The following is a 23,426-nucleotide window of genomic DNA, read 5'->3' on the forward strand; positions in this document are numbered from 1 at the left end:
CAGCGTTAGAGGCTAAAGGCACCCACTATGTTTTCTCGGTTACTTGGTTTTCTGTCCGCCGATATGGCAATCGACCTCGGCACGGCCAATACTCTTGTCTACGTGAAAGGGCGCGGTATTGTCCTGAATGAACCGTCCGTGGTTGCAATCGCAGATGTGAAGGGCAAAAAGCAGGTCTTGGCTGTTGGGGACGAGGCGAAGATGATGCTGGGCCGAACCCCTGGAAACATCCAGGCCATTCGCCCATTGCGCGATGGTGTGATCGCCGACTTCGAAGTCGCCGAAGAAATGATCAAGCATTTCATTCGCAAGGTCCATAACCGCCGCAGCTTTGCCAGCCCGCAGGTCATTGTCTGTGTTCCGTCCGGATCCACCGCGGTCGAGCGCCGCGCCATTCAGGAATCTGCAGAAAGCGCCGGCGCACGCCGCGTTTTCCTGATCGAAGAACCTATGGCAGCAGCAATTGGGGCCAATCTGCCGGTAACCGAGCCAACGGGCTCCATGGTCGTTGATATCGGCGGGGGCACGACGGAAGTCGCGGTTCTGTCCCTGGGCGGGATCGTATATTCCCGATCCGTGCGTGTCGGTGGTGATAAGATGGATGAGGCGATTATCGCCTATATTCGCCGCAATCATAATCTGCTGGTCGGGGAAGGTTCTGCAGAGCGCATCAAGAAGAAGATCGGGTCCGCCTGTCCTCCGGAAGAGGGCGATGGCGAAATGATGGAAATCAAAGGGCGCGACCTGATGAATGGTGTGCCAAAGGAATTGAACATCTCAGAACGCCAAATTGCTGAAAGCCTGGCTGAACCGGTTGGCGCGATCATCGAGGCGGTGAAAGTCGCATTGGAACAGACGCCGCCGGAACTGGCTGCTGATATTGTCGATAAAGGGATTGTTCTGACTGGCGGCGGCGGGATGCTGCGCAACCTGGACTATGTTCTGCGTCATGCCACGGGTCTTCCTGTTTCGATCGCTGACGAAGCATTAAGCTGCGTCGCTTTGGGGACGGGACGGTGTCTGGAAGAGATGCGAACCTTGAAGAACGTCTTGATTAGTATGTATAATTAACTGGTTGCCTTTCAAAAGGTCGACTCTCTGGCGAGTCGTTTGGTTTTATAGAATCTGAAAGGGCGGGGGCCACCTTGGCGAAACGCGCGAAAGGGCCGGAAATCAGAACGGCGCAGCCGCTTCGTACGGCAGCGCAAAGGATTCTGTTTCTCTTGTTCCTGGGGTCGGCCGTCGCCTTGATGATCATTGGGCGAACCGATCCTGCTGCATTTGAACGGGCGCGCACGCAGGTCACCGATGTTGCTGCCCCAATCCTAGATACCCTGGCGCGCCCGATCGATGCTGCCAATCTCTTGGTTGATCGCATTGATGCATTTGCCAATATGTATCAGGACAATGCGCGTCTGCGCCAAGAGGTTGCGCGCCTGCAGCAATGGCAGGCCGTTGCCCGAAATCTTGAAATTGAAAATACCCAGATGCGTGACCTTCTGGCATTTCAGCGCCAGGATGTAGAACGATTTGTAACCGGTCGCGTCATCGGTACAGGGGGAATATTCGTTCGGGCCCTGTTGTTGAATGTCGGGTCTCAGGATGGCGTTCGAAAGGGACAGGTTGCCGTGACCGGTGCCGGGCTGATCGGGCGCGTCGCAGAAGTTGGTCGCCGCTCTTCGCGGGTTCTGTTGATCACGGATTTGAATAGCCGCATTCCTGTTGTCATCGAAAGTTCGCGTGCGCGGGCAATTCTGGCCGGGGATAACACGGCCGTTCCACGATTGATTTACGGGGCCGCCAATTCTGAATTGAAACTGGGCCAACGGGTTGTGACGTCGGGTGATGCAGCGGCCTTTCCGCCGGGCCTGCCGGTTGGCGTTATTTCAAGCGTGGATGAGAATGGCGTTCGGGTCATGCCTTATGCCACGTCTGAGCGCCCGGAGCTGGTCCGGTTGATGGAATTCGGGCTGGATGGCATTTTAGGGGACGGCATGATCAGGTCTGGCCAAACGTCACAAAGTGACTAAGACGATTTCTGCATTGGGCTAGAGCATCATGTATGAGCTCATGCGAGCGCATGATGCTCTAAGAATCTGACCAAAGTGCATCGGTGAACGGCACAGGCGCCGGATCACGAATGGGACGGCGATGAGAACCGGACTTTTTAACAAAATGGATCACTTTGCGCGCGGCTTACTGCCCCTGCTGTGCACATTGGTCATCGTTGTCGTCAGCGCGGTGCCGACCCGTTTGCCGATGTTACCCCTTATCGCCCCGGCTTTATCTTTGATCGCGGTTTACTATTGGACGATTTATCGACCGGACCTGTTGAACACGTTTTACATCCTGTTGCTGGGCGCCCTGCAGGATATGTTGACCGGGGCGCCAATTGGCATCACGTCCTTTATCCTGTTGTTGACCTATCTGGTCGTTGTATCTCAACGCCGTTTCTTTCATGGCAAGAGTTTTGGTGTCGTATGGTGGGGCTTTATGCTGATCGCATTTGGCGGCGCAATGGTGACATGGATGATCCATGTCATGTTGGCCGGTCAGTTCATTGATCCACTGGGGGCGACCTTTGGTTTGCTGTTAACGATTATGTTGTATCCACCACTGGCTGCCTTGTTATCACAAGCCCATAAAGCGGTGCCTGCACGAGACTCGGATGCATAGGATCTAGCACACAATGAATCCGGATAAGACCAAGGCCAAAGTATTTACCCGCCGGGCCGCCCTGTTTATGGGCGGACAGACCCTGGTCATGGGCGGGCTTGGCGCACGTCTCTATTACCTTCAAGTGCTGGAGAGTGAACGCTATGCCATGCTGGCGGAAGAGAACCGCATCAATTTTCGCCTGATTGGACCGCCCAGAGGGTTTATCGTGGATCGTGCTGGTGACTACCTGGCGATCAATGTTCAGAACTATCGTGTCGTGTTGGTCCGGGAACAGGCTCAGGCGGCTGGCGGCATAGAGGCGGTGCTTAACAAGCTGGCAACGCTGATTGACTTAAAGGACCATACCATCGCGCGGGTGCTGAAAGAGGCGCAAAGCCGCCTGGCCTTCGTCCCAATCACTGTTGCAGAGAATCTCAGTTGGAGAGATGTCAGCCGGATCGGGGTCAATCAACCCGACCTTCCCGGGGTCAGTATTGATGTCGGACAGATACGACACTATCCCTATGGGGAGAATATGGCGCATGTCGTGGGCTATGTGGCGGCTGTATCGGAAAAGGACTTAACCGGCGACCCTTTGCTGGAATTGCCAGGCTTCCGTGTCGGGAAGAATGGCATTGAGAAGCATTATGACCTTGCTTTGCGCGGAACGTCTGGCACCAGCAAGGTTGAGGTGAATGCGCTGGGACGTGTGATCCGGGAAATCGACCGCCAGGAAGGTCAACCCGGCCGTGAAATTCGCCTGACACTGGATATGCGGTTACAGGAATTCACCGCAAATCGTCTGAAGGATGAAAAGGCGGCCTCCGTCGTTGTGATGGATGTGCATAATGGCGATGTCCTGGCATTGGTTTCCGTGCCGTCATACGATCCTAACGCATTCAGTGAAGGGATCGGAGCCACCGAATGGCAGAAACTGGTGAAGAATCCCTATGGTCCCCTGACCAATAAGGCGATTGCCGGGCAGTATTCACCTGGTTCCACGTTTAAGGTCGCCGTGGCCCTAGCGGCACTGGAAAATGGTATTGCTGCTGATCATTCCGTTTATTGCCCCGGTTTTATGGAACTGGGGGATCGCCGGTTCCATTGCTGGAAGCATTATGGCCATGGCTCCATGGACATGGTTTCGGCCCTGGAACAATCCTGCGACGTTTGGTTCTATGATGTCGCAAGACGGGTTGGTGTGGACCGGATTGCAGAGGTCTGTGCCCGATTGGGGCTGGGCATTCCTACTGAAATTGAGCTGCTGGGCGAACGATCAGGACTGATTCCAACCCGCAAGTGGAAACGTGAAGAACGCGGACAGCCCTGGCATATGGGGGAGACCCTGGTCGTCGGTATTGGTCAGGGCTTCGTGTTAACGACTCCCCTGCAACTAGCAGTCATGACGGCGCGTATTGTGAATGGCGGCAAGGCCGTGCGTCCGCGTATGACCTTTCCTGTGCCAGGGTTTGGTCTGGATGGGAAACCCCTGTCGGATGATGCCCAAAATATTCCCTCCAAAGAGATGTCGCCGGAACAGAAGCTGGCGGCTGCAACGGAAGCTGCCGGGTCCATTAACCCGCCGCCGGATGCCACCCGCCCAGATTTTCAAGATACCGGATTTCATCCGGATCATTTGGAAATCGTTCTTCGCGGTATGGATGCGGTGGTCAATGGGGTTCATGGGACGGCACGAAAATCAGCCCTTCGCTTTGCCGACTTGACGATGGGCGGCAAAACGGGAACCAGTCAGGTTCGTCGAATTTCCCAGGCAGAGCGCGATGCCGGCATTCGGTCCGGCGATGATATTGCCTGGCGCTTGCGGGATCATGCTCTGTTTGTCGGTTTTGCACCGGTTCACAATCCCCGATATGCCGTATCGGTTGTCGTTGAACATGCAGAGGGGGGATCACGTGCCGCTGCGCCTGTCGCGCGCGATGTTTTAGAAGAGGTTCTGCGCCTGCAGGGATTTGCAACGGCGGACGCCAAAACCAATGAAACCGGATCCGAGGGGGCAGGCTGATGGCGATTCGCCATGGAGAGTTGCGCCAACCGGAAATGACCCTGGGTCAAAAGATCTGGCAGATCAATTGGATCATGTTTCTTTTGATTGGCCTGTGTGTCGGGGTTGGGCTGGCGATGCAATATTCGGCGGCCAATGGGTCCTGGGACCCCTGGGCACATAGTCAATTGACAAAGTATCTGGCGTTTTCTGTCGGGATGCTGGTGCTGGCCCTGGTCGATATCCGCATCATCATGCGTTATGCCTATCTTATTTATATGCTTAGTTTTCTGCTGTTGGTTATCGTGGAAATCAAGGGCGCTGTCGGGGGTGGCGCTACGCGATGGATCGCGATCCCCTTTATCGGGACATTCCAGCCATCAGAATTAATGAAATTCACGCTGGTGCTGGCACTTGCCCGCTACTTTCATAAATTGTCCTACGAGGATGTCGGTCGTTTCAGCGTTTTGATCGTTCCCGCCCTGTTTATCGCCGCCCCGACATTGTTGGTGTTGCGCCAGCCTGATTTGGGAACTGCCATTGTTTTATGCGGCGGCGGCGTGGTGATGTTCCTGCTGGCTGGGGTTCGCTGGTGGAAATTCGCTGTCGTCGGGATTGCCGGTCTGGCGGCCAGTCCTTTGATTTGGAGCATGATGCACCCCTATCAGAAACGCCGCGTCCTGGTGTTGCTGAACCCTGAATCTGATCCGCTGGGCAGTGGGTATCATATCCTGCAGTCTAAAATTGCAATGGGGGCGGGGGGTCTTGTCGGGCGCGGCTTTACCAAAGGGTCTCAAAGTCATTTGAATTTCCTGCCAGAGAAACAGACTGACTTCATATTCACGATGCTTGCGGAAGAATTCGGCCTGATCGGGTGCCTGGCGCTGATGTCGCTGTATCTGGTTTTGATGGTATATGGCTTTGGCATCGCCTTGCGGTCCCGTAACCAGTTTGGCCGTTTGCTGGCCATGGGCTGTATCGTGACATTTTCTTTCTATGTCTTCATTAACATCGCCATGGTGATGGGCGTTATTCCCGTGGTCGGCTTGCCCCTTCCCCTGGTCAGTTATGGCGGGTCTGCCCTGCTGGCGGTGATGTTCGGATTCGCGTTGATTATGAATGTCTATGTCCATCGCGACCTTCGTATTGGTCGACAGGGCGAAAGCAATGGCCTTTAAGGTCATCTTCGGTCTCGACAAGCCCGTCCACAGACGCTATACCGCGCCACCGTTCGACAAAATCGGTACGGGCCATTAGCTCAGTTGGTAGAGCATCCGACTCTTAATCGGCAGGTCGTAAGTTCGAATCTTACATGGCCCACCATTCTTTCGTCGCGCGCCGCGGCCGGTTAATCCGGCCGCGGCGCGCGACTGTATGTTTCATCTCGAACCTTCACCAGTGTCTTGCTGGAATCTGATATTGTTGGTGGCTAGAAAATCGCGTTCTGCGAAACTGCAGTCCTTTTCGGACACCGCCTTATCTAACAATTCGATATGTCACCCTTGATCCCGAATTGGTCTCGGAAAATAGTCCCGCTCAGGAATGTTCAAGTTGAGTTTGAGGGCTTCCTGAAGGACGGTCAATTGTGCTGCAATTCCATCTGCGAGCGGTTTTCCCCCCTGTGCCGCAAAATATGGCACGCTTTCTTTCGCGATGTGAGACAGAATGTCTAGCCATCTCTTTTCAAACTTTTTTCGTCGAAAACCAATATCCCCCATGAATTTTTCGATGTTATCGACTGTGACGTCTTCGGTCCATTTGGCATCACCGATTCTGAAAGCAAGTTGGTGCGTAAAGTGCGGGTTTATCGTGATCGGGACAACGTCATAAAGCGGTGCCAACACTCCATAATTCCCACGATACAGAATGGTTCCGTTTTTTGCGTGATTATCGGTATTACCGACCGCAAGATTGAACAATGTCTGCTTAAAGAAATCGATTTGAAAATTTGCTGGGACGGCAGTTTGAGAAGCGATCTGTCCTATGGCTTTTGCTGAGAAACGGAGATCGTCGCGCTGGGCGTTTCGTTCATATTTTAAAACTTTGGAAAGGCCTAGCGCCTGGCAGAAGTCTTCGCAATGCAGACGGGAGATACAGCTGTCATCGACACGTCTATCAAACCTGGTGGACAACACAGCCCCAATTTCTTCGCCGTCGTCTCCTATAAACTCCAGGAATTGGGTTTCAGCAGAAACGATGTCAATTGTTGCAGCGAATCCCAACAGGGCAGCCTCATATTTTGCGATTGCCAGATCGGATCTTGGGGATACTTTCAGGATATGCGTTGTTGGCGCCTTACTGCCAATTTTGGGTTGGTAGAATTTCTGGTCATGATAGACAACCGCCAGCTTCGGTTGGATGCCAGCCACGGGGGATGGGTCTCGTTCGCCATCCGGTAACCGACCATGCCGATGCAGCGAGGTGATGATTGTCCGCATCCGATTGTGGTCAATTTCTTCATAGTCATGAGGGAATCGACCTGGGTATTTGCCCGGTCCCGTTCCTTCTGGCGTAATTGATATTGCACCAGCGCAATCGGTACCAAGGTGATATAGAAGGCTTCCGATGTCATCGCGATCAAGGCCATGAGTTGCAACAACGTGTTCCAATGCCTGGCCTTCGAACAGAAGGTTCCCAAAGTATGCGACGCAGGCTGCATCGCCATAGGATGCTTGTCTGACGATCATTGATGCGGAAATTGGAAGGGCCGCATCGTTGGAATACGTGAATCGCAGCGTCTTGTCGGCCAGCCTCTCTAGCGTCCCCACAGGAGTCATTTTGCCTTCAAGCCAGACATCCAGTTTCATGATCGCGGAATTCCATACAGGTCGATGCCAAGGGCGGTGAGCAGGCGTAGATATGTGTCGAGTGTGGCAGAGCTCTTTCCCCGCTCGATGTTAGACAGGTTCGGTTGCGCCACACCACTTATGGAGGATAGTGTGGCTTGGCTGAGTTTAAGCGCACGTCTCCGCCGATGGATCACGGTTCCCATTTCAGCCGGCGTCGATATTCTTTGGTCGGGACTCTTAATCATAGTATGCCTTGATAGCGTTTTCACTATAAAATAACATTTTGGTGCAGGTTATACTATTTTAATATTGATTTCGCTATAAAAATGCGAAAATGATTCCTTTAAGTTAAATTTATAGCAAAAAATATATAGAATATTGTTCCAGATTTTAATCTTTTACAGGCATGTTCCTTGTTATACAGGTGATCAGTATCGCGTTTAATTTATCGGTTTTGTCCTTAACCATTCTTCCTAAAATTGGTGGTAAATCCTGGTGCAGACACTGCATTTCGATACGATTGTCATCGGCGCTGGGGCAGCTGGTCTGATGTGTGCCATGACGGCGGGTGCGCGGGGGCGGCGGGTTCTGGTGTTGGATCACGCCGATCAGGTTGGGAAAAAAATTCTGATCTCAGGCGGCGGGCGCTGCAACTTCACCAATATCGGCTGTTCTGCGGAAAACTTTCTGTCTGGCAATCCGCATTTCTGCAAATCCGCCCTGGCGCGTTATACCCAGTTTGATTTTCTGGACCTGATCGAAAAGCACAAGATCGCCTGGCATGAAAAGACCCTGGGGCAATTGTTCTGCGATGGCTCTGCGCGCGCCGTCGTGGCGATGTTGCTGGCGGAATGTCAGGCCGTCGGGGTCGATATCAGGACCAGCCATAGCGTCACAGATGTCAGCTATTCTGATGGCTTTACGGTTTCCACCCACCACGGTGCGTTTAAAGCGCCCGCTCTGGTTCTGGCAACCGGTGGCCTGTCGATCCCAAAGATGGGGGCGACCGGTTTTGCCCATGATATTGCGCAGAAATTCGGATTGCCGCTGCATAATTTGCGCCCTGGCCTGGTCCCCCTGACCGTGGCGGCACAGGACCTGGCGCTGATGCAGCCGTTGAGCGGGCTTGCCTTGGACTGTATTGCCCAGTGTGGCAATCGCAGCTTTCGCGAAGCAATGCTGTTGACGCATCGTGGTCTGTCAGGCCCGGCGATCCTGCAAATTTCCTCCTATTGGCGCGAAGGGGAGGAGATCACGCTGAATGTGGTTCCCGATCAATCGGCGGCGGATTATTTGTGTCAGCGTAAGCGCGGACGGGCGAGGATTGAGCCACAAACGGCGCTGTCGGAACTTCTCCCGGCGCGTCTGGCATCCGCCTTTGCAGCCGATCACCTGCCAAAGCGCCCAATTGGCGAAATCGCTGATAAAGACCTGGTTGCCCTGGGGGACCGCCTGAATGCCTGGCGTGTCACGCCATCGGGAACAGAAGGCTATGCAAAGGCAGAGGTGACATTGGGCGGGGTGGACACCAATGCCCTGTCATCGCGCACGATGGAAGCAAAAACGGTTCCGGGCCTGTATGTGATCGGGGAGGCTGTGGATGTCACTGGCTGGCTGGGCGGTTACAATTTCCAATGGGCCTGGTCCAGCGGTCATGCCGCCGGGGAGTCGGTGCCCTGAAGGTCCCGATCAATTTTCCGAATCAAGGCGATAATCTGGTGCGGGTCTTCCTCATGGGCCAAATGCCCTAACCCCGGCAGGCGGTGTCCCGTACCTTTGGGGACCTTGTTCAGAACAATTTCAATATCATCTGGATCTACCGCCTCGTCCTCTTCCCCCACAATCAGGTGCAGGGGTGTCTGTAATCTGGGAAACAGGCGGCCCATCGGGCGCAGATCCCAATTTGCCATCATGCCCAGGGCGGCGGCGCAATGGGCGGGGCTGCGCATCAGGCGGCGATAATAATCAATCCCGCCTTCATCCAATGTTGATCCGGTCTGGCGTATCAGGCGGGCGACCCCTTCCGCGCTGGCCTGACGGGCAAACAGACGGGGGGTAAAGGGATTAACGAAAAGCAATCGCGCCATGGTCGGGAATATCCAACCGCTGGCCCCTTTGAATGGCAGCAGCGCCCCGTTGATGGCGATCAGCGCCTTGGGATGGATCAAACCCTCCAATGTTGCCCAAATCAAGACAGCCGCCCCTGCGGAGTGACCAACAGCCAGGTCTGGTGTCAGGTTCAAGACCTTCAGCAGGGCGGAAACGGCACGGGCCATGCCCCCGACTGTTAAATCCTGCCGTGTGGGGGCTCCGGTAAATCCATGCCCAGGAAGATCCGGTGCGACGATGGTATAATGCTGCGCCAGTTCGGGCATCAGCGCGCGCCAGGTATGTGTCGACGCCCCGGTCCCATGCAGCATCAATAAAACCGGACCGGTTCCCATGATCTGCACATGCCAGGATAATCCCCCCGCTGTGACGGTTCGGCTGTGCTGGCGCAGGGGCCAGTCCTTTCCATGAATGTCCAGCGACAGGCGATCCCGCTCAAACATGGTCCGTCGCTCCCTTCACGGCATTTGACAGTTTCGCGGGGTCCGCAAAGGGCAGAGGCAGGTATTTCGCCCGCATCGCAGCAGCCAATTCTCTGGCAGGCGTGCTTGGGCGGGGGCTGATATCCACCATCAGCGTACCGATGCCAGAAGCAGCCAACTGACGGGCGGCGGTCATTGCCTCCTGACCCGCTTGTGCCCGATCTCCCTTGCCCTCGCGGGTTAAATTCGCCTTGCCATCGGTCATGAATACCAGCGTTGGCGTTTGCCCCTTGCGGCGAATAGCCAGTGCCAGGTCGGCGGCCATATCAATGGCGGCTGCCATTGGCGTGCCGCCCCCGCCCGGCAGTCCAGTCAGCCGGCGTTTCGCCATTACAAGGGAGCGTGTGGGCGGCAGGGCGACCTCTGTCAATCGGCCTGAAAAGGTGATCAGGGCAACGCTGTCGCGGCGAATATAACAATCCGCCAACAGCAATTCGACCGCCCCTTTGGCCTCTGCCAGTCGGTTCACCGCAGCAGAGCCGGAAGCGTCGACGACAAAGATTGTGACGGTTTCGGCATTCTGTTTATAGCGGGTGATACGAAAATCATCCCGACGGATTTCCATACGCGGCGCCGTGCCGGATTTTGCATCATTGGCCCTTTGGTGTCGGCGCAGGGGCTGCCAAGGGGCGGCGGCGCGCAGGGTTTCCAACACATTCAGCCGCTGGCCTGGCTTTGGGATGCCGCGTCGTGTGCCAATGGGGCGTCCTCTGCGATCTCCCATTTGGGTTTGGCCGTTGCGCCCGCCCTGTCCGGATTTGCCACGGCCCAATTCTGAGGCCAGGGATGCCAAAAGATTGGCAGGAAGAGAGGCTCTAGTTGCCTCAATCATCATTTCCTGCAGCGCGCTGGGATCTAGGGGTTCTTGCGGATCTTGCTGGGCATCGGGTTCATCCTGCGGGTCTTCCGGCAGGTCTTGTGGTGGCGGCTCCGGTTGTGGTTCTGGCGGCTCGGACTCTTCAGGCTCGGCCTCTGGCTCTTCTGGTGGGGCGGGCATTTGCGTCGCGCGGGGGCCGATGACCAATCTGGCGGCCAGGGCCACATCGTCTTGCGTGACCTGACTGCGCCCCTCCAGAGCCGCAGCAGCGCGGGCGGCCCGCAGAGTTAGGAGGGCTGCCCGGGCGGAGGCAACACCATAGGCCAGGGTCGTTCCGCAGATCGCATCCAGATATTCCGGTGCGATTTCAACGCCTGGCAGAAACTCCCTCGCCAGAAGGATCGCATCCCGGTCTGCAGCTTCGAACATTGTGGGATCACCCTGTTGTGTCGGGTCCAATGCCACAAGGAAGGCAAGACGGTCACACAGCCCGGTTGGCGGGGGTTCTTCATCTTCTGTGCGTTCATCCAGCAGGATTGTCCCAAATCGGGTTGGGTGATTGGCAGTCAGGCCGTCCCGTTCCAGTCGCACTTCCCCCTGGTCCAGGGTTGCACATAGTTTCGCGGCTGTGCCCTGGTCCAGGCGTTCGGCCATTGGAATGATCAACAGGCCACCATCCACATCGGCTAAAAGGCCCCGCTGAACGATTGGCTTACCGGACGACAGGGTGGCCGTCAGATCCAGCCCTCCCAATAATCGGTCATCAGCAATGGCGTTGGGCAGGCGGCGTTCCGGCATGTCCGGGGGCAATCGGGCACGCAGAAAAGTCAGCCAGGCCTCCCGCTGAGGCCCTGCACGAGAGGTTAGGCACACGCCCCCCAGACCGAATGGGTCTATTGCAAATAGCAGGGCAGCCCGGCAGGCATCATCCGGCAATGCTGGTGCGCGAAAGGCAATATCCAGCGCCAGACCCGTCATGGGGCGAAAACATCGTCAATGGCGCGTTGTACCCGTGTGCCGGATCCTGCTTCGTCCAGGGGGTCGCGGCGCAGGCGGTGGCGCAGGGCCAGGGGGGCCACATTGCGCAAATCCTGGATGGTTACAGTCTTTTTTCCATGCAGGGCGGCATGTGCGCGCGCGGCCCGGATCAAGGTCAGCTCACCGCGCAGACCATCGGTGCCCAGGGCAAGACAGAGTTCTGCGGCTCTCTCATATACCGTGTCGGGCACGGAAATCTCTTTCAGTAACTTCTTTGCCCGCATCAGGCTTTTGCGGGTTTTGTCTTCTTCTTTCATCCATTTATCGCGAAAGGCGGCCGGGTCCCGCTCAAAGTCATCGCGTCGCCTTATAACCTCAACACGGGTTTTGACATCGCCTGGGGTTGTCACATCCACAGACAATCCGAACCGGTCCAGCAGTTGTGGGCGCAATTCACCCTCTTCTGGATTGCCACTGCCAATCAAGACAAAGCGGGCGGGATGGCGGATGCTCAGTCCTTCACGCTCGACAAGGTTCTCCCCTGATGCAGCAACGTCCAGCAAAAGGTCAACCAGGTGATCCTCCAGCAGGTTCACCTCATCGATATACAAGAATCCGCGATTGGCCTTTGCCAGCAGCCCTGGTTCAAAGGCCTTCTCGCCCTGGGTCAGGGCACGTTCCAGGTCCAGGGCGCCGACCACACGATCCTCCGTCGCACCCAGGGGCAGGTCGACAACTGGAACAGAAATCTCAACAGTTTTAGAGGCTTTCTTCTTTTCCCCAGAACAGTCCGGGCACAGGTCAGACGGGGCATCCGGGCTACAGGAATAGCGACATCCGGCGACTGCCTGCATTTTTGGCAGCAGGGCGGCCAACCCGCGAATAGCGGTGGATTTTCCAGTTCCCCGGTCACCAAAGATCAAAACGCCCCCGATTGAGGGGTCTACTGCGGCGATCAATAACGCCAGCTTAATTTCGTCCTGCCCAACCAGGGCGGAAAACGGAAACGGTATTGCCACAGAAAACTCCCCAAAATCAGTTCTTATTACGGGCATAAAATGCGAAGTGTCGTCCCCTTATGAGGGAATCTTTCAAACTTCGAACCCTTACACCAATACTGTAAGATGATTTCGCCACATGTTGCACGGTTTTGCAAAGGGTGCGACGATCCTGGAAACAACCATATCCGGCGAGGCGATGCAGGTAATAACCCTTTCTTTTTTCAGGTTTAAGGGGGTTTCCAACAAACTGTGGGCCTTTTCGCAGATGCTGGCTGCTCGCTATCCGCTGAAGTCCGTACCGGGGATCGGGTTTCACAAACTTTTAGGGTCTGGCACGCGGGAGGGATTTCATCCTTATCCGAACTTTGGCGTGTATGGAATTCTGGCAACGTGGGCCACGCAGGAAGACGCGCAGACCCAGATTGCGTCAGCCCCAGTGTTTCAACGGTATCGCCGCCATGCAGTGGAAACCTGTACGGTATATTTATCTGCAGTGCGCTGCCGGGGGCAGTGGGCTGGCATACGGCCCTTTGATGTCGGGGAGGAGCCTATCGAGGCGGAAAACCAATCCGTTGCTGTTTTGACACGGGCAACAATCAAACCCCGCCACATTCTCAATTTTTGGCGTCAGGTTCCCAATATCAGTGCAGCGATCCGCAGTCAGGATCAATTGCAATTCAAAATTGGTTTGGGGGAAGTGCCCTGGCTGCATCAGGTGACTTTCACGATTTGGGAGAACAAAGCCGCCATGGATGCCTTTGCCTATCGCCAATGGCATGGGGAAGCGGTACAGGCGGTTCGCGCCGGGGGCTGGTTCAGTGAGGAATTGTTCGCGCGCTTTCGCGTACTCCAGATAGATGGGAAATGGGAGGGAGTTTATCCTCTAACAAACTGCACGAAAATTGTAAAAGATGACTAAGGATTTATACCGACCGCCGGCACCAACCCCAATCGGGCCTGTCATGGCCTTGATGCGCAGCCTGGTTGCGGGGGATCGGGATCTGTTGGCCCTGATCCCCAAACAGGCCTATCACACCACCGTTGCGCCCTTGGGATTTTCCAGGCGCAAGATAATCCTGGTCAATGATCCTGCCGCCATTCGTCGCGTGATGATCGAAGAGGTTGAGAATTTCCCGAAAAGTGATCTGATGGTGGGGTCTCTCTCCCCCCTGATCAATGACGGCCTGTTTGTATCAGCTGGGGCGACATGGAGCCGACAGCGTGCCATGGTCGACCCGGCTTTCAGTCACATGCGGGTCAATCGCGCCTTCGACGCTATGGTCGGGGCGGTTGCCGATATTGAAGCCCGATGGGATATCCTGTCTGACAAGGGAAAACCCCTGTCACTGGAACGGGAAATGAGCCACCTGACCGCGGATATCATTACCAGGACAATCTTTTCACAAAAATTGGAAAACTCAGTTGCGTTTGAATTTTTTGACGCTTGGGCCAGTTTTCAGGACTCTGTCGCGACCATCGATTTAAAAAATCTGATTTTGGGAAAAGCATGGACGTCAATGGTACAACCACCCCTGGCGCAAGAGGCGGCAATGGTGATCCGATCCCATTTGGGGCATCTGGTAGATCAGCGAATGGAGCCGGGGGCCCCGAAGCGGGCGGATATCGTGGGCGATTTGATTGCCGCCCGTGACCCCGTCACAGGGACAGGTTTTGATCGGGAGGAAATTATTGATCAGGTTGGTGTTTTCTTCCTGGCCGGACATGAAACAACCGCCAGCGCCCTGACCTGGGCCTTCTTTATCCTGTCGCAGCAGCCGGAAATGGTACAGCGCTTGCGCGACGACGTTCAGAATGTCGCTGGATCGGGGGAAATCAGCTTTGCGGTGACAAAGAAATTGGCCACGGCGCGCAATGTCTTTCGGGAGAGTTTACGTCTTTACCCACCATTGGGATTTATCCCGCGCGTCAGTCTGTATGACACAGTGATTCAGGGTGTGCCGACACCGCGCGGTGCGATGGTGATGATTTCGCCCTGGATCATTCATCGTCACGAAGGGTTGTGGGAGGCCGCAGATCGGTTTGACCCGGACCGGTTCATGCCAGATCGTGAGCAGACGCAACCGCCCGGAGCCTATATACCCTTTGGTCTGGGACCGCGCATTTGTATCGGGGCGGCGTTTGCCACGGTGGAGGCGGTGCTGATACTGAGCCGCCTGATCCGGCGGTACGACTTCGAAACATCCAATCCACAGAAGGTCCGGCCGATCAGCCATTTGGCAACCCGTCCGGCGGGGGAAATTGAAATGCATGTGGTTCGGCGTAGGGAGGGCAAATGATGAGCGGTGAACGCAACCTGGCGCTTTTGTTGGCGGATATGAATCCTGTTCTGGATCCAATAGTGTATAGCATTGTGACCGTTCCCCATGAATACCAGACAACGGTCCCGCCCTTGATGCGCTTTCGGGAGGTCGAGGGGGATACCCTGATCCTGTCCCAAAGGGAAGCGGAACAAGAGGGGGTGAGTGGGGCGGGTTTTCAGCGAATTACTCTTTCTGTGCATTCTGCATTGGAGGCTGTGGGGCTGACTGCGGCCTTTTCCGCCTGCCTGACCGATCATGGCATATCGGCCAATGTCGTTGCCGGATATTACCATGATCATATCTTCGTGCCACAGGCGGATGCAGATCGCGCCCTTCAGGCATTGCAAGCCTTGTCCCGGAAATCAGAAGGTTAGCGATTGGCTTCGATGATCATATCGGCGGCTTTTTCTGCGATCATGATTGTTGGGGCATTTGTGTTGCCGCTGATCAGGCGGGGCATGATGGACGCATCGACAACCCGCAGGGCTGTTACGCCCCGCACGCGCAGGCTGGGATCAACCACCGCCTTCTGATCGGTTCCCATGCGGCAGGTGCAGGTGGGGTGATACAGCGTTGCACCGGTATTGCGGGCATGGGTCAAAAGCTCTTCATCACTTTGCAGATTGGGACCGGGGGAGATTTCGGCGTCGATGTTATCCCGGATCGGATCGGTTTTGACCAGGTCACGGGCCAGTTTCAATCCAGCCACATGGACCGCACAATCGGTTTCGCTGGTCAGGAAGTTTGGCTGGATTTCAGGCGCCATGCGATGATCGGGGGAAACCGCGTGGACATGTCCATAACTTTCCGGGCGCAATTGGCACGGGCCTATGGTCAATCCGGGGAATTTATCAAAAGTGCGCTTCTTTGGGTCCGCAAAGGTGGCATGGGCGATGTGGTACTGAATATCCGGCAGGTCCAGATCGGGATTGCTTTTGGCAAAGCCCACTATAATTCCGGCGGGCATGGTCAGGGCCCCTTTTCGCTGTAACAGAAACCGAGCCAGTTCGCCCATCAATGGCAGGCCTCGTGTCAGGCGGTTCAGGCTGTCGGCATCTTTCAATCGCCAGGACAGGCGCGAGATATAGTGATCCTGTAAGTTTTCCCCGACGCCCGGCAGATCATGGGTGACCGGGATGCCAAGCGCCTGCAACCGCGCACCCTGCCCAATTCCGGACAATTCCAGCAGTTGTGGTGACTGGATGCCACCGGCACACAGGATGACCTCCCGTCTGGCATGGACTTCATGTTCGTGGTTGGCCTTTTCATAGGCAACGCCTATCGCCCGCCCCTGATCGAACAGAACGGATTTGGCGAAGGCATGGGTTTCCACATGCAGATTCTTCCGCTGGCTGCGGATCGGGTTCAGATAGGCGGATTTGACGCTGAATCGCGTGCCGTTCTTCTGGGTGACCTGAAAATAGTGGAAACCGGACTGATCGGCCCCATTGTAGTCCTGGTCCATTGGATAGCCCAGGGCGCCCCCGGCTGCGATCACCTTGTCTAAGATATCATAGCGTTGGGTTGGCAGCGTCACATTCAGTGGGCCGCCCTGACCGTGATAGGCATCAGCGCCTTGCTCACGATGTTCGGCACGTTTGAAATAGGGCAAGACGTCCTCAAAACTCCAGCCGCGACAGCCCATCTGGGCCCAGGTATCATAGTCCTGAGCCTGGCCGCGCACATATAACATGGCATTGATGGCGCTGGACCCACCCAGCACTTTGCCGCGTGGCACCGGGATCGGGCGATTGCCGGTCTTGGGGTGAGGTTGGGTCTCAAACAGCCAATTCAGCGAAGGATTGACCATCGTCTTGATGTAACCAGCGGGGATATGAATCCACGGATTGCGATCTTCGCCCCCGGCCTCCAACAGGCACACAGTGACCTTGGGGTCCGCACTTAAACGATTGGCCAGAACACATCCTGCGGAGCCGCCACCGACGATGACGTAATCGAACTCCATATCCTATCTCCCCACGGATTGTATGTTTTGTATGTGGTTGGGAATTCGCCGCATTTTCGCTACGGTGTCAATCTGGAACCGCATACAGGAAGGAATGGGATTTATGAAAGCCATGCGTCTTGAGGACTGGGGACTGGAAAACCTGAAACAGGTCACCCTGTCGGATCCAGAACCGACCCCGGATGAGGTTTTGATCCGGATCGGGGCTGTGTCCATCAATCCGCGTGATGGCATTCTGATGCAAGGAGGCTATGGCCGCAAAGGGGGCACGCCGCCGCTGATTCCCTTGTGCGATGGTGCGGGCGTGATTGCCGCCGTGGGGACCAATGTAACGAATTTCACCGTCGGCGATTTCGTCATCCCGGCATTCAGCCGCAATTGGCTGCATGGCAGTCCCGCAGAAGAGACCTATACCGGCGCCCATGGCGGACCCTTGGATGGCACCATGCGTGAGTTAATGCCGGTCCCGGCCAGTGCCATTGTGAGAGCCCCGCCCCATATGTCCGTGCAAGAGGCCGCGACCCTGCCCTGTGCGGCGCTTACAGCCTGGAGCGCGGTTGTCGGCCAGGGCGGTGTCAAGGCAGGGGATAAGGTTTTGATTCAAGGCACGGGTGCCGTCTCCCTGTTCGCACTGCAATTTGCCAAGATGCAGGGGGCGGAGGTTATTCTGACCTCTTCCAGTGATGAGAAACTGGAGCGGGTCGCGCATCTGGGCGCAGACCATACGATCAACTATCGACAGACCCCCGAATGGCATCGTGTGACACGGGAAATCACCAATGGGCGCGGCCTGGATCATATCGTCGATATCGGCGGCGCGGGGACACTGGAAAAGGCACTGTCGGCGATTCGCATCAGTGGCTCAATCAGCCTGATTGGTGTTCTGGGAGGGTCGGATGCATCCCTCCCGTTGGGGCGTGTGGTGACCCAGAATATCCGGCTTCAGGGCGTTACGGTTGGCAGTCATCACATGTTGCAGGAAATGGTGACCGCAATGGCCCTGCATAAGACAAAACCTGTTTTGGATGATCAGACCTTTGAATTTGGCGATCTGGCCAATGCGTTGAAACGGCTGACCAAAGGCGAGCATATTGGCAAGATTGTCTGTGCTTTCTGAGGTTCCTTCCCAGGTTGGAATAGGCTTACTTTTTGTACCGTTGCGGAATTTATTGACATTGTATAGTGTCAACTAATGAGAACAGAGCCGTACTCTCCCAGTGCTGGAAGTGCCCCTGATGGTCGTGACGATAAGCGACCGCACGCGGTTGTAATTGGCAGTGGCTTTGGAGGTTTGGCCGCAGCAGTGCGGCTGGGGGCCCGGGGTTACAAAGTGACGGTTCTGGACCGATTGGATAAGCCGGGCGGCCGTGCCTATGTCTTTGAACAGGACGGGTTTCGGTTTGATGCGGGCCCAACGATCATTACCGCCCCGTTTCTGCTAGAGGAACTCTGGGACCTCTGCGGTAAGACGTTTTCCGACCATATCGATCTGCGTCCGATGAATCCTTTCTACGACATCCGCTTCGATGACGGCAGCGTGTTCCATTACAGCGGCGATGCCGCGGCGATGGAGGCAGAGGTCGCGCGCTTTAATCCCACCGATGTAGAGGGCTATCGCCGCTTTATGGCGGTCAGCAAGCAGGTCTATGAATTTGGTTTTGAAAAGCTGGGAATGAAGCACTTTGCTTCAATCCTGGACATGATCAAGGTCGTGCCGAAGATGTTGACGCTGAAGGGTCACCGAACAGTCTTCGGGCTGGTTTCCAGCTATATCAAAGACCCGAAACTACGTATGGTGTTCAGCCTGCATCCCCTGTTGATTGGGGCCAATCCGACGACGGTTACGGCGATCTATATCCTGATCAATCATCTGGAACGACAATATGGTGTTCATTTCGCAATGGGCGGTACAGGCAGCCTGGTGAAAGGTCTGGTCGATCTGATCGAAGGACAAGGCAACAACATCCGATGCAACGCTGATGTTGCAGAAATCATCGTCGAACAAGATCGCGCCACCGGCGTGCGCCTGCAAACGGGGGAGCGGATTTCGGCTGATATTGTGGTCTCAAATGCGGACAGTGCCTGGACCTACAAGCATCTGTTGCCCAATGGGCGGCGCGACCGCTGGTCCGACCGCAAGCTGGAACGGGCGCGCTATTCCAATGGCCTGTTCGTCTGGTATTTCGGAACCAACAAGCGGTATGAAGATGTGCCCCATCATATGATGTTGCTGGGGCCGCGCTACGAAGGTCTGTTGAAGGATATCTTCGGGCGGAAAGTCCTGGCGAAGGATTTCAGTTTGTATCTGCACCGCCCCACGGCGACGGACCCCAGCCTGGCCCCGGATGGCTGTGACACATTCTATGTCCTGTCCCCCGTGCCGCATTTGCAGGCAGATATCGATTGGACTGAAACAGCAGAACCTTATCGCCAGGCTATTGAGGCGCATCTGTCCCAAACGGTATTGCCGGGGCTGGGCGATCACATCATCTCGTCGCGTATGATGACGCCGCTGGATTTCCAAACGCGGTTACTCTCCTATCGTGGTGCAGGATTTGGCATGGAACCGGTTATCTGGCAGAGCGCCTGGTTCCGTCCGAACAATATCAGTGAACAAATAGACGGGCTGTATCTCGTCGGGGCCAGCACCCATCCGGGCGCTGGCATTCCCGGCGTTTTGACGTCTGCCCGTGTGTTGGATCAGGTGGTGCCCCATGCCGATGCCCGCGTCTAACCGTCGGTTCTCCGACTCAGCAGATCAGGCCGCATGTCGTGCCCTGATCAAGACGGGATCAAAATCCTTTTATGCGGCGTCGCTGTTGTTGCCCCAGGCAATGCGGGTGCCGTCCTATGCAGTGTATGCTTTCTGTCGATTGGCAGATGACGAAGTTGATCTGGAAACCAATCCTGCCAGAGGCTTGCAGCGTCTGCGTCAGCGGCTGGATGCCGTCTATGGCGGTTATCCAGAAGGTATTGCGGCGGATCGGGCCTTGGCGGATACGGTGCGGGATTATGGCGTGCCCAAGGACCTGTTTGAGGCTCTGCTGGATGGTTTCCAGTGGGATGTCGAAGGCCGTCGCTATGAGACACTGGATGATCTCTATGGCTATGGCGCGCGGGTCGCGGGGGCGGTTGGGGCAATTATGACCCTGTTGATGGGCAACCGCGCGGCAGACACTTTGGCGAGAGCCTGTGATCTGGGGGTCGCGATGCAATTGACCAATATCGCCCGCGATGTGGGGGAGGATGCGCGGGAAGGGCGACTGTATTTGCCCCAATCCTGGTTGAGAGAGGTTGGGTTAGACCCGGATGCCTTCCTGGCGGATCCCCGACACAGCCCGGAATTGGGCCAGGTCATTGCAAGGCTCCTGGCCGCAGCGGAGACCCTGTACCAGCGGTCTGGAACTGGGGTTGCAGAATTGCCGCTGGCCTGTCGTCCCGCGATCAATGCGGCCCGCAAACTCTATGCTGCAATAGGGCGTGTTGTGGCGCGCAACAATCATGACTCTGTCAGTGATCGGGCCGTTGTTACGACACGGCGTAAACTGGGATTGGTGCTAAGCGCGACATTAGAGGCACCGCTGTTGGCCAGAGGTTTCCACGATCCGGCGCTTGTGCAAACCGAATATCTTGTGCGTGCCGCAACAGAGGCAGAGGCGGGACGGTTGCCAATTCGCCGCAGGCAACGTATGGCGGATGTACTGGATGCGCCAGCGGGGCATATATTGCAGTTGTTCCTGGAAATGGAACAGCGTGACCGCCAGGCACGTTCCGCAAACAATCCGGCCCAGCGCCTGCAGACATCGGCAATGATGGATGTGGGAAAGGCCGGTTAGGAGGGCGTCATCGCACTCGACTGGACAATTCTGATTTTCATTGCAATCTGCTTCACAGCGGCGGCCAGCGGCGGAATTTTCCGCGCCGGTGCCTGGTATCAGGATTTGAAGAAGCCATCCTGGCGACCGCCCGGATACCTGTTCGGGCCGGTTTGGCTGGTATTGTATATCATGATTGCTGTTTCAGCCTGGCGGGCCTGGATGGCGGCAGAACCTGGTGCGGAAACACTGCCCGTTGCCGTGTTTGTGCTGAATATGGTGCTGAATGCCGCATGGTCTGCGTTGTTTTTCGGGATGCGTCGCCTTGGCCTCGCGCTGGTTGATATGGGCGCCTTATGGCTCAGCATCGTTGCGATGATCGTCCTCTATATGCCTATTGATCCCCTGGCAGGGTGGCTGTTGGTGCCCTATCTGGCCTGGGTCAGTTTTGCTTTCGTGCTGAACATGACAATGCAGCGTCTGAACCCGGCCTCTCATTTTCTGGGAGTAACGCAATGAACGGTCTGACCATGGTTCTGCTGGAAGGGGGCCTAGTCTTCGGCGGCGCGCTTGCCTTCTATTTCTGGCAGATGCGGGATTTGAAGCGTGAAAAAGAAAAACGCACCAAGTCTCGTTCTGAAGAGTTATAGATGCCAGACACCAACATCTGAATGAATTTGGGGGCCCTTTCCCGCTTCATGGGCCGGGATGATGGGCCAGCGCCAGGATTGATCCGGGGGCGGCAATCCGGCCTGCCGCGCGATGTTCTCTTGCGATAGTACGGCCCCCTTTGAATCCAAGGTCCATCGCATGGCATCGGCGATCAGTAAGGCGGGGCCTGTGTGATCACGCAGAGACTGAACATGACGCTGCAGGATTCTGTGGCCCAGCAGGGGATCATCGCTCCACCGGGTGGGGATCAACGGTAATTGGGACAGCAGGTTGACCGAAACAAGCAGACCAGGCCCCTGAAAATCAGCCAGAGGCCTGTCGGGGGGCGCTTTTCCAGCATATAGGGCGGTGGCGCTGCCTTCGATATCCTGACACAGATAACATGCATTCCGGGGCAGGCGGACACCTCTTAACCGAACCGCATCCACCAGCGTCAGCCGGTCGGTCAGGGGGGATAAATCCTGCACGGGAACGTCCAGGCACAGGCCGGCACCAAGGATGGTGATGTCTGGCAAATGCCCATAGGCACGGGCTGCGGAGAGAATGGCATCCTTCGTATTGGTCTGATGCTGCGCCCAGTCCGCATGACAGCGGCGCGCGCGGTGCCGGATGGCAATAGCCTCGCGCAGATAGCCCATATCCCGCACCCATTTTGGACAGGGGGTGGTCAGATATTCCAGCGCTTCCAGGATCATTTTTAGGGGGCTGACCATTCAATCAAGATGATCAGGCCAGCGAAAAGCACGAACATGACATGCATGATCTTTTTCTGCCAATCGATGTATTTCAGTCCCTCTGGCTCATAATACTGGTCCTTTTTCCGGAACATGGCATCCTTATGACCGAAACGCGGAATGCCCGGTTTCAGATGACGCCACGCATAGAATTGCAGGACAAACCCGGCCACACAGCACAGGGTCAACAGCATGATCAGCAGGATTTGACAGTAATAGACCCATGTATCGGCGGCCGCCATACCGGTCGGTCCTTATCGGTTCGCGCCGGGGACCCACAGAATGTCGGCCTTGCCGCCGTCATTCTCGTGTCGACCCAGGACAAACAAAAGATCAGACAGGCGGTTCAGGTATTTCACCGCTTCGGCATTGACGGCCTCTACCCCCGCCAGGGCAACGACCAGACGTTCGGCGCGGCGCGTCACGGTGCGGGCCAGATGGCAATAGGCAGCCGCAGGCGTACCGCCGGGCAGGATGAAGCTCTTCAGGGTTTCCAGCGGCTCGTTATAGGCGTCGATGGCATCTTCCAGCGCCTTGACCTGGCTGGCCTGGATGCGCAGGGCCCCTTGGCGGCGTCCTTCGCCTTCCGGGGTGCATAAATCCGCCCCCAGATCGAACAGGTCATTCTGAACGCGGCTTAACAAGTCATCGACCGGGCCTGTCGTATGCTGACGGACCAGTCCGATGGTCGCATTCGCCTCGTCTACGGTGCCATAGGCCTCAACCCGCAGGTCGTGCTTGTCGCGCCGCGATCCATCACCCAGCGACGTTTGTCCAGAATCACCGCCCCGTGTATAGATCTTTGACAGCGTCACCATCGGGGATCAACCGCCGCCAGCACGCAGAAGCATGATCGAGATACCAAACATCACCAGCGCGATGAATTGCGCGACGATGCGGTATCGCATTAGGCGATTGCCCCATTTCTGGTTAAATTCGCCACCCCGGGCCATGCCAATGATCCCGACGAACAAGATCCCCACCGTGACCAGCATGGCGACGACCATCATTATGATTGCTAGTGTTGTCATAATTCCTATGTAACGTGCCGAATGCGCTTCGAAAAGACTGAAAGCAGGGGA

At 56.1% G+C, this 23,426-nt stretch carries 24 protein-coding genes and 1 tRNA gene; 15 read left to right on the forward strand and 10 right to left on the reverse strand.

Features of this window, described 5'->3' with window-relative positions:
* The first annotated feature begins 27 nt into the window (after window positions 1–27).
* The 6 genes from ACOSDM_RS16630 to ACOSDM_RS16655 all read left to right on the forward strand — a co-directional run bounded on the left by ACOSDM_RS16630 (window position 28) and on the right by ACOSDM_RS16655 (window position 5,983).
* On the forward strand, window positions 28–1,071 hold the full coding sequence (locus ACOSDM_RS16630) for a rod shape-determining protein (RefSeq protein WP_420725681.1): 1,044 nt from the start codon (window positions 28–30) through the stop codon (window positions 1,069–1,071).
* A 74-nt stretch (window positions 1,072–1,145) separates the two neighbouring features.
* Window positions 1,146–2,030, forward strand: coding sequence for a rod shape-determining protein MreC (mreC, locus tag ACOSDM_RS16635; protein WP_420725682.1), 885 nt, complete (start codon window positions 1,146–1,148; stop codon window positions 2,028–2,030).
* 121 nt (window positions 2,031–2,151) lie between these two features.
* Window positions 2,152–2,676, forward strand: coding sequence for a rod shape-determining protein MreD (gene mreD, locus ACOSDM_RS16640; RefSeq protein WP_420725683.1), 525 nt, complete (start codon window positions 2,152–2,154; stop codon window positions 2,674–2,676).
* A gap of 13 nt (window positions 2,677–2,689) precedes the next feature.
* A complete protein-coding gene (gene mrdA / locus ACOSDM_RS16645; protein ID WP_420725684.1) occupies window positions 2,690–4,681 on the forward strand; it encodes a penicillin-binding protein 2 in 1,992 nt (663 codons plus the stop codon).
* On the forward strand, window positions 4,681–5,838 hold the full coding sequence (rodA, locus tag ACOSDM_RS16650) for a rod shape-determining protein RodA (protein WP_420725685.1): 1,158 nt from the start codon (window positions 4,681–4,683) through the stop codon (window positions 5,836–5,838). Before mrdA ends, rodA begins: the two co-directional genes overlap by 1 nt.
* A gap of 69 nt (window positions 5,839–5,907) precedes the next feature.
* Window positions 5,908–5,983: transfer RNA gene (locus tag ACOSDM_RS16655), tRNA-Lys, on the forward strand.
* Between the two features lie 173 nt (window positions 5,984–6,156).
* Here ACOSDM_RS16655 and ACOSDM_RS16660 read toward each other — a convergent pair.
* Both ACOSDM_RS16660 and ACOSDM_RS16665 read right to left on the reverse strand, forming a co-directional pair.
* Window positions 6,157–7,467 carry a HipA domain-containing protein gene (locus ACOSDM_RS16660; protein ID WP_420725686.1) on the reverse strand — a complete coding sequence of 437 codons (1,311 nt, stop codon included), beginning with the start codon at window positions 7,465–7,467 and terminating at the stop codon, window positions 6,157–6,159.
* Window positions 7,464–7,694 (reverse strand): helix-turn-helix domain-containing protein, encoded by a 231-nt coding sequence (locus tag ACOSDM_RS16665; RefSeq protein ID WP_420725687.1) that lies wholly within the window; start codon window positions 7,692–7,694, stop codon window positions 7,464–7,466. Before ACOSDM_RS16665 ends, ACOSDM_RS16660 begins: the two co-directional genes overlap by 4 nt.
* 304 nt (window positions 7,695–7,998) lie before the next feature.
* Between ACOSDM_RS16665 and ACOSDM_RS16670 the strand changes: the two genes are divergently transcribed.
* Entirely contained in the window at window positions 7,999–9,129 is a 1,131-nt protein-coding gene (locus ACOSDM_RS16670; RefSeq protein ID WP_420725807.1) for an NAD(P)/FAD-dependent oxidoreductase, read from the forward strand.
* Here the strand turns inward: ACOSDM_RS16670 and bchO are convergent.
* The 3 genes from bchO to bchI are packed head-to-tail and all read right to left on the reverse strand — an operon-like array spanning window position 9,102 to window position 12,854.
* Window positions 9,102–10,001 (reverse strand): alpha/beta fold hydrolase BchO, encoded by a 900-nt coding sequence (bchO, locus tag ACOSDM_RS16675; RefSeq protein WP_420725688.1) that lies wholly within the window; start codon window positions 9,999–10,001, stop codon window positions 9,102–9,104. The two genes, ACOSDM_RS16670 and bchO, sit on opposite strands and share 28 nt — an antisense overlap.
* Complete coding sequence (locus ACOSDM_RS16680) at window positions 9,994–11,835, reverse strand: magnesium chelatase subunit D (protein ID WP_420725689.1); 1,842 nt, start codon at window positions 11,833–11,835, stop codon at window positions 9,994–9,996. The genes bchO and ACOSDM_RS16680 overlap by 8 nt, the downstream gene beginning before the upstream one ends.
* On the reverse strand, window positions 11,832–12,854 hold the full coding sequence (gene bchI / locus ACOSDM_RS16685) for a magnesium chelatase ATPase subunit I (protein WP_420725690.1): 1,023 nt from the start codon (window positions 12,852–12,854) through the stop codon (window positions 11,832–11,834). Before bchI ends, ACOSDM_RS16680 begins: the two co-directional genes overlap by 4 nt.
* A 118-nt stretch (window positions 12,855–12,972) precedes the next feature.
* On the opposite strand from bchI, the gene crtA reads away from it, so the two are divergent.
* The 3 genes from crtA to ACOSDM_RS16700 are packed head-to-tail and all read left to right on the forward strand — an operon-like array spanning window position 12,973 to window position 15,531.
* Window positions 12,973–13,755, forward strand: coding sequence for a spheroidene monooxygenase (crtA, locus tag ACOSDM_RS16690; protein WP_420725691.1), 783 nt, complete (start codon window positions 12,973–12,975; stop codon window positions 13,753–13,755).
* Window positions 13,748–15,133, forward strand: a complete 1,386-nt coding sequence (locus ACOSDM_RS16695; RefSeq protein ID WP_420725692.1) for a cytochrome P450 — start codon at window positions 13,748–13,750, stop codon at window positions 15,131–15,133. Before crtA ends, ACOSDM_RS16695 begins: the two co-directional genes overlap by 8 nt.
* Window positions 15,130–15,531 carry an ACT domain-containing protein gene (locus ACOSDM_RS16700; RefSeq protein ID WP_420725693.1) on the forward strand — a complete coding sequence of 134 codons (402 nt, stop codon included), beginning with the start codon at window positions 15,130–15,132 and terminating at the stop codon, window positions 15,529–15,531. Before ACOSDM_RS16695 ends, ACOSDM_RS16700 begins: the two co-directional genes overlap by 4 nt.
* Here ACOSDM_RS16700 and ACOSDM_RS16705 read toward each other — a convergent pair.
* Window positions 15,528–17,123 (reverse strand): GMC family oxidoreductase, encoded by a 1,596-nt coding sequence (locus ACOSDM_RS16705; RefSeq protein ID WP_420725694.1) that lies wholly within the window; start codon window positions 17,121–17,123, stop codon window positions 15,528–15,530. The two genes, ACOSDM_RS16700 and ACOSDM_RS16705, sit on opposite strands and share 4 nt — an antisense overlap.
* A gap of 103 nt (window positions 17,124–17,226) precedes the next feature.
* On the opposite strand from ACOSDM_RS16705, the gene ACOSDM_RS16710 reads away from it, so the two are divergent.
* The 5 genes from ACOSDM_RS16710 to ACOSDM_RS16730 all read left to right on the forward strand — a co-directional run bounded on the left by ACOSDM_RS16710 (window position 17,227) and on the right by ACOSDM_RS16730 (window position 21,588).
* Entirely contained in the window at window positions 17,227–18,240 is a 1,014-nt protein-coding gene (locus ACOSDM_RS16710) for a zinc-dependent alcohol dehydrogenase family protein (RefSeq protein ID WP_420725695.1), read from the forward strand.
* A 75-nt stretch (window positions 18,241–18,315) separates the two neighbouring features.
* The gene (locus ACOSDM_RS16715) at window positions 18,316–19,857 is read left to right on the forward strand and encodes a phytoene desaturase (RefSeq protein ID WP_420725696.1); all 1,542 of its coding nucleotides are present in this window, start codon (window positions 18,316–18,318) and stop codon (window positions 19,855–19,857) included.
* A complete protein-coding gene (locus ACOSDM_RS16720; RefSeq protein WP_420725697.1) occupies window positions 19,838–20,959 on the forward strand; it encodes a phytoene/squalene synthase family protein in 1,122 nt (373 codons plus the stop codon). Before ACOSDM_RS16715 ends, ACOSDM_RS16720 begins: the two co-directional genes overlap by 20 nt.
* Before the next feature lie 45 nt (window positions 20,960–21,004).
* On the forward strand, window positions 21,005–21,457 hold the full coding sequence (locus tag ACOSDM_RS16725; protein WP_420725808.1) for a TspO/MBR family protein: 453 nt from the start codon (window positions 21,005–21,007) through the stop codon (window positions 21,455–21,457).
* On the forward strand, window positions 21,454–21,588 hold the full coding sequence (locus tag ACOSDM_RS16730; RefSeq protein WP_420725698.1) for a hypothetical protein: 135 nt from the start codon (window positions 21,454–21,456) through the stop codon (window positions 21,586–21,588). The genes ACOSDM_RS16725 and ACOSDM_RS16730 overlap by 4 nt, the downstream gene beginning before the upstream one ends.
* Here the strand turns inward: ACOSDM_RS16730 and ACOSDM_RS16735 are convergent.
* The 4 genes from ACOSDM_RS16735 to ACOSDM_RS16750 are packed head-to-tail and all read right to left on the reverse strand — an operon-like array spanning window position 21,583 to window position 23,375.
* A complete protein-coding gene (locus tag ACOSDM_RS16735; RefSeq protein WP_420725699.1) occupies window positions 21,583–22,323 on the reverse strand; it encodes a hypothetical protein in 741 nt (246 codons plus the stop codon). The two genes, ACOSDM_RS16730 and ACOSDM_RS16735, sit on opposite strands and share 6 nt — an antisense overlap.
* A complete protein-coding gene (locus ACOSDM_RS16740) occupies window positions 22,308–22,586 on the reverse strand; it encodes a hypothetical protein (protein ID WP_420725700.1) in 279 nt (92 codons plus the stop codon). Before ACOSDM_RS16740 ends, ACOSDM_RS16735 begins: the two co-directional genes overlap by 16 nt.
* Before the next feature lie 12 nt (window positions 22,587–22,598).
* The gene (locus ACOSDM_RS16745) at window positions 22,599–23,162 is read right to left on the reverse strand and encodes a cob(I)yrinic acid a,c-diamide adenosyltransferase (RefSeq protein WP_420725701.1); all 564 of its coding nucleotides are present in this window, start codon (window positions 23,160–23,162) and stop codon (window positions 22,599–22,601) included.
* Between the two features lie 6 nt (window positions 23,163–23,168).
* Window positions 23,169–23,375 carry a twin transmembrane helix small protein gene (locus ACOSDM_RS16750; protein ID WP_420725702.1) on the reverse strand — a complete coding sequence of 69 codons (207 nt, stop codon included), beginning with the start codon at window positions 23,373–23,375 and terminating at the stop codon, window positions 23,169–23,171.
* Window positions 23,376–23,426: the final 51 nt, after the last annotated feature.

Origin of the sequence: Hwanghaeella sp. LZ110 (genome assembly GCF_048892525.1) — a bacterium.
GTDB lineage: Bacteria > Pseudomonadota > Alphaproteobacteria > UBA8366 > Aestuariispiraceae > Pacificispira.

Bases quoted from the DNA above. Each gene is read 5' to 3' on its own strand.
- mreD (WP_420725683.1), top strand. From the start codon at position 2,152: ATGAGAACCGGACTTTTTAACAAAATGGATCACTTTGCGCGCGGCTTA.
- ACOSDM_RS16735 (WP_420725699.1), bottom strand. From the start codon at position 22,323: ATGGTCAGCCCCCTAAAAATGATCCTGGAAGCGCTGGAATATCTGACC.
- ACOSDM_RS16720 (WP_420725697.1), top strand. From the start codon at position 19,838: ATGCCGATGCCCGCGTCTAACCGTCGGTTCTCCGACTCAGCAGATCAG.
- ACOSDM_RS16705 (WP_420725694.1), bottom strand. From the start codon at position 17,123: ATGGAGTTCGATTACGTCATCGTCGGTGGCGGCTCCGCAGGATGTGTT.
- ACOSDM_RS16695 (WP_420725692.1), top strand. From the start codon at position 13,748: ATGACTAAGGATTTATACCGACCGCCGGCACCAACCCCAATCGGGCCT.
- ACOSDM_RS16715 (WP_420725696.1), top strand. From the start codon at position 18,316: ATGAGAACAGAGCCGTACTCTCCCAGTGCTGGAAGTGCCCCTGATGGT.
- ACOSDM_RS16670 (WP_420725807.1), top strand. From the start codon at position 7,999: ATGTGTGCCATGACGGCGGGTGCGCGGGGGCGGCGGGTTCTGGTGTTG.
- ACOSDM_RS16750 (WP_420725702.1), bottom strand. From the start codon at position 23,375: ATGACAACACTAGCAATCATAATGATGGTCGTCGCCATGCTGGTCACG.
- ACOSDM_RS16730 (WP_420725698.1), top strand. From the start codon at position 21,454: ATGAACGGTCTGACCATGGTTCTGCTGGAAGGGGGCCTAGTCTTCGGC.
- ACOSDM_RS16710 (WP_420725695.1), top strand. From the start codon at position 17,227: ATGAAAGCCATGCGTCTTGAGGACTGGGGACTGGAAAACCTGAAACAG.
- ACOSDM_RS16665 (WP_420725687.1), bottom strand. From the start codon at position 7,694: ATGATTAAGAGTCCCGACCAAAGAATATCGACGCCGGCTGAAATGGGA.
- ACOSDM_RS16700 (WP_420725693.1), top strand. From the start codon at position 15,130: ATGATGAGCGGTGAACGCAACCTGGCGCTTTTGTTGGCGGATATGAAT.
- bchO (WP_420725688.1), bottom strand. From the start codon at position 10,001: ATGTTTGAGCGGGATCGCCTGTCGCTGGACATTCATGGAAAGGACTGG.
- rodA (WP_420725685.1), top strand. From the start codon at position 4,681: ATGGCGATTCGCCATGGAGAGTTGCGCCAACCGGAAATGACCCTGGGT.
- ACOSDM_RS16630 (WP_420725681.1), top strand. From the start codon at position 28: ATGTTTTCTCGGTTACTTGGTTTTCTGTCCGCCGATATGGCAATCGAC.
- ACOSDM_RS16660 (WP_420725686.1), bottom strand. From the start codon at position 7,467: ATGAAACTGGATGTCTGGCTTGAAGGCAAAATGACTCCTGTGGGGACG.
- ACOSDM_RS16680 (WP_420725689.1), bottom strand. From the start codon at position 11,835: ATGACGGGTCTGGCGCTGGATATTGCCTTTCGCGCACCAGCATTGCCG.
- mrdA (WP_420725684.1), top strand. From the start codon at position 2,690: ATGAATCCGGATAAGACCAAGGCCAAAGTATTTACCCGCCGGGCCGCC.
- ACOSDM_RS16745 (WP_420725701.1), bottom strand. From the start codon at position 23,162: ATGGTGACGCTGTCAAAGATCTATACACGGGGCGGTGATTCTGGACAA.
- ACOSDM_RS16740 (WP_420725700.1), bottom strand. From the start codon at position 22,586: ATGGCGGCCGCCGATACATGGGTCTATTACTGTCAAATCCTGCTGATC.
- crtA (WP_420725691.1), top strand. From the start codon at position 12,973: ATGTTGCACGGTTTTGCAAAGGGTGCGACGATCCTGGAAACAACCATA.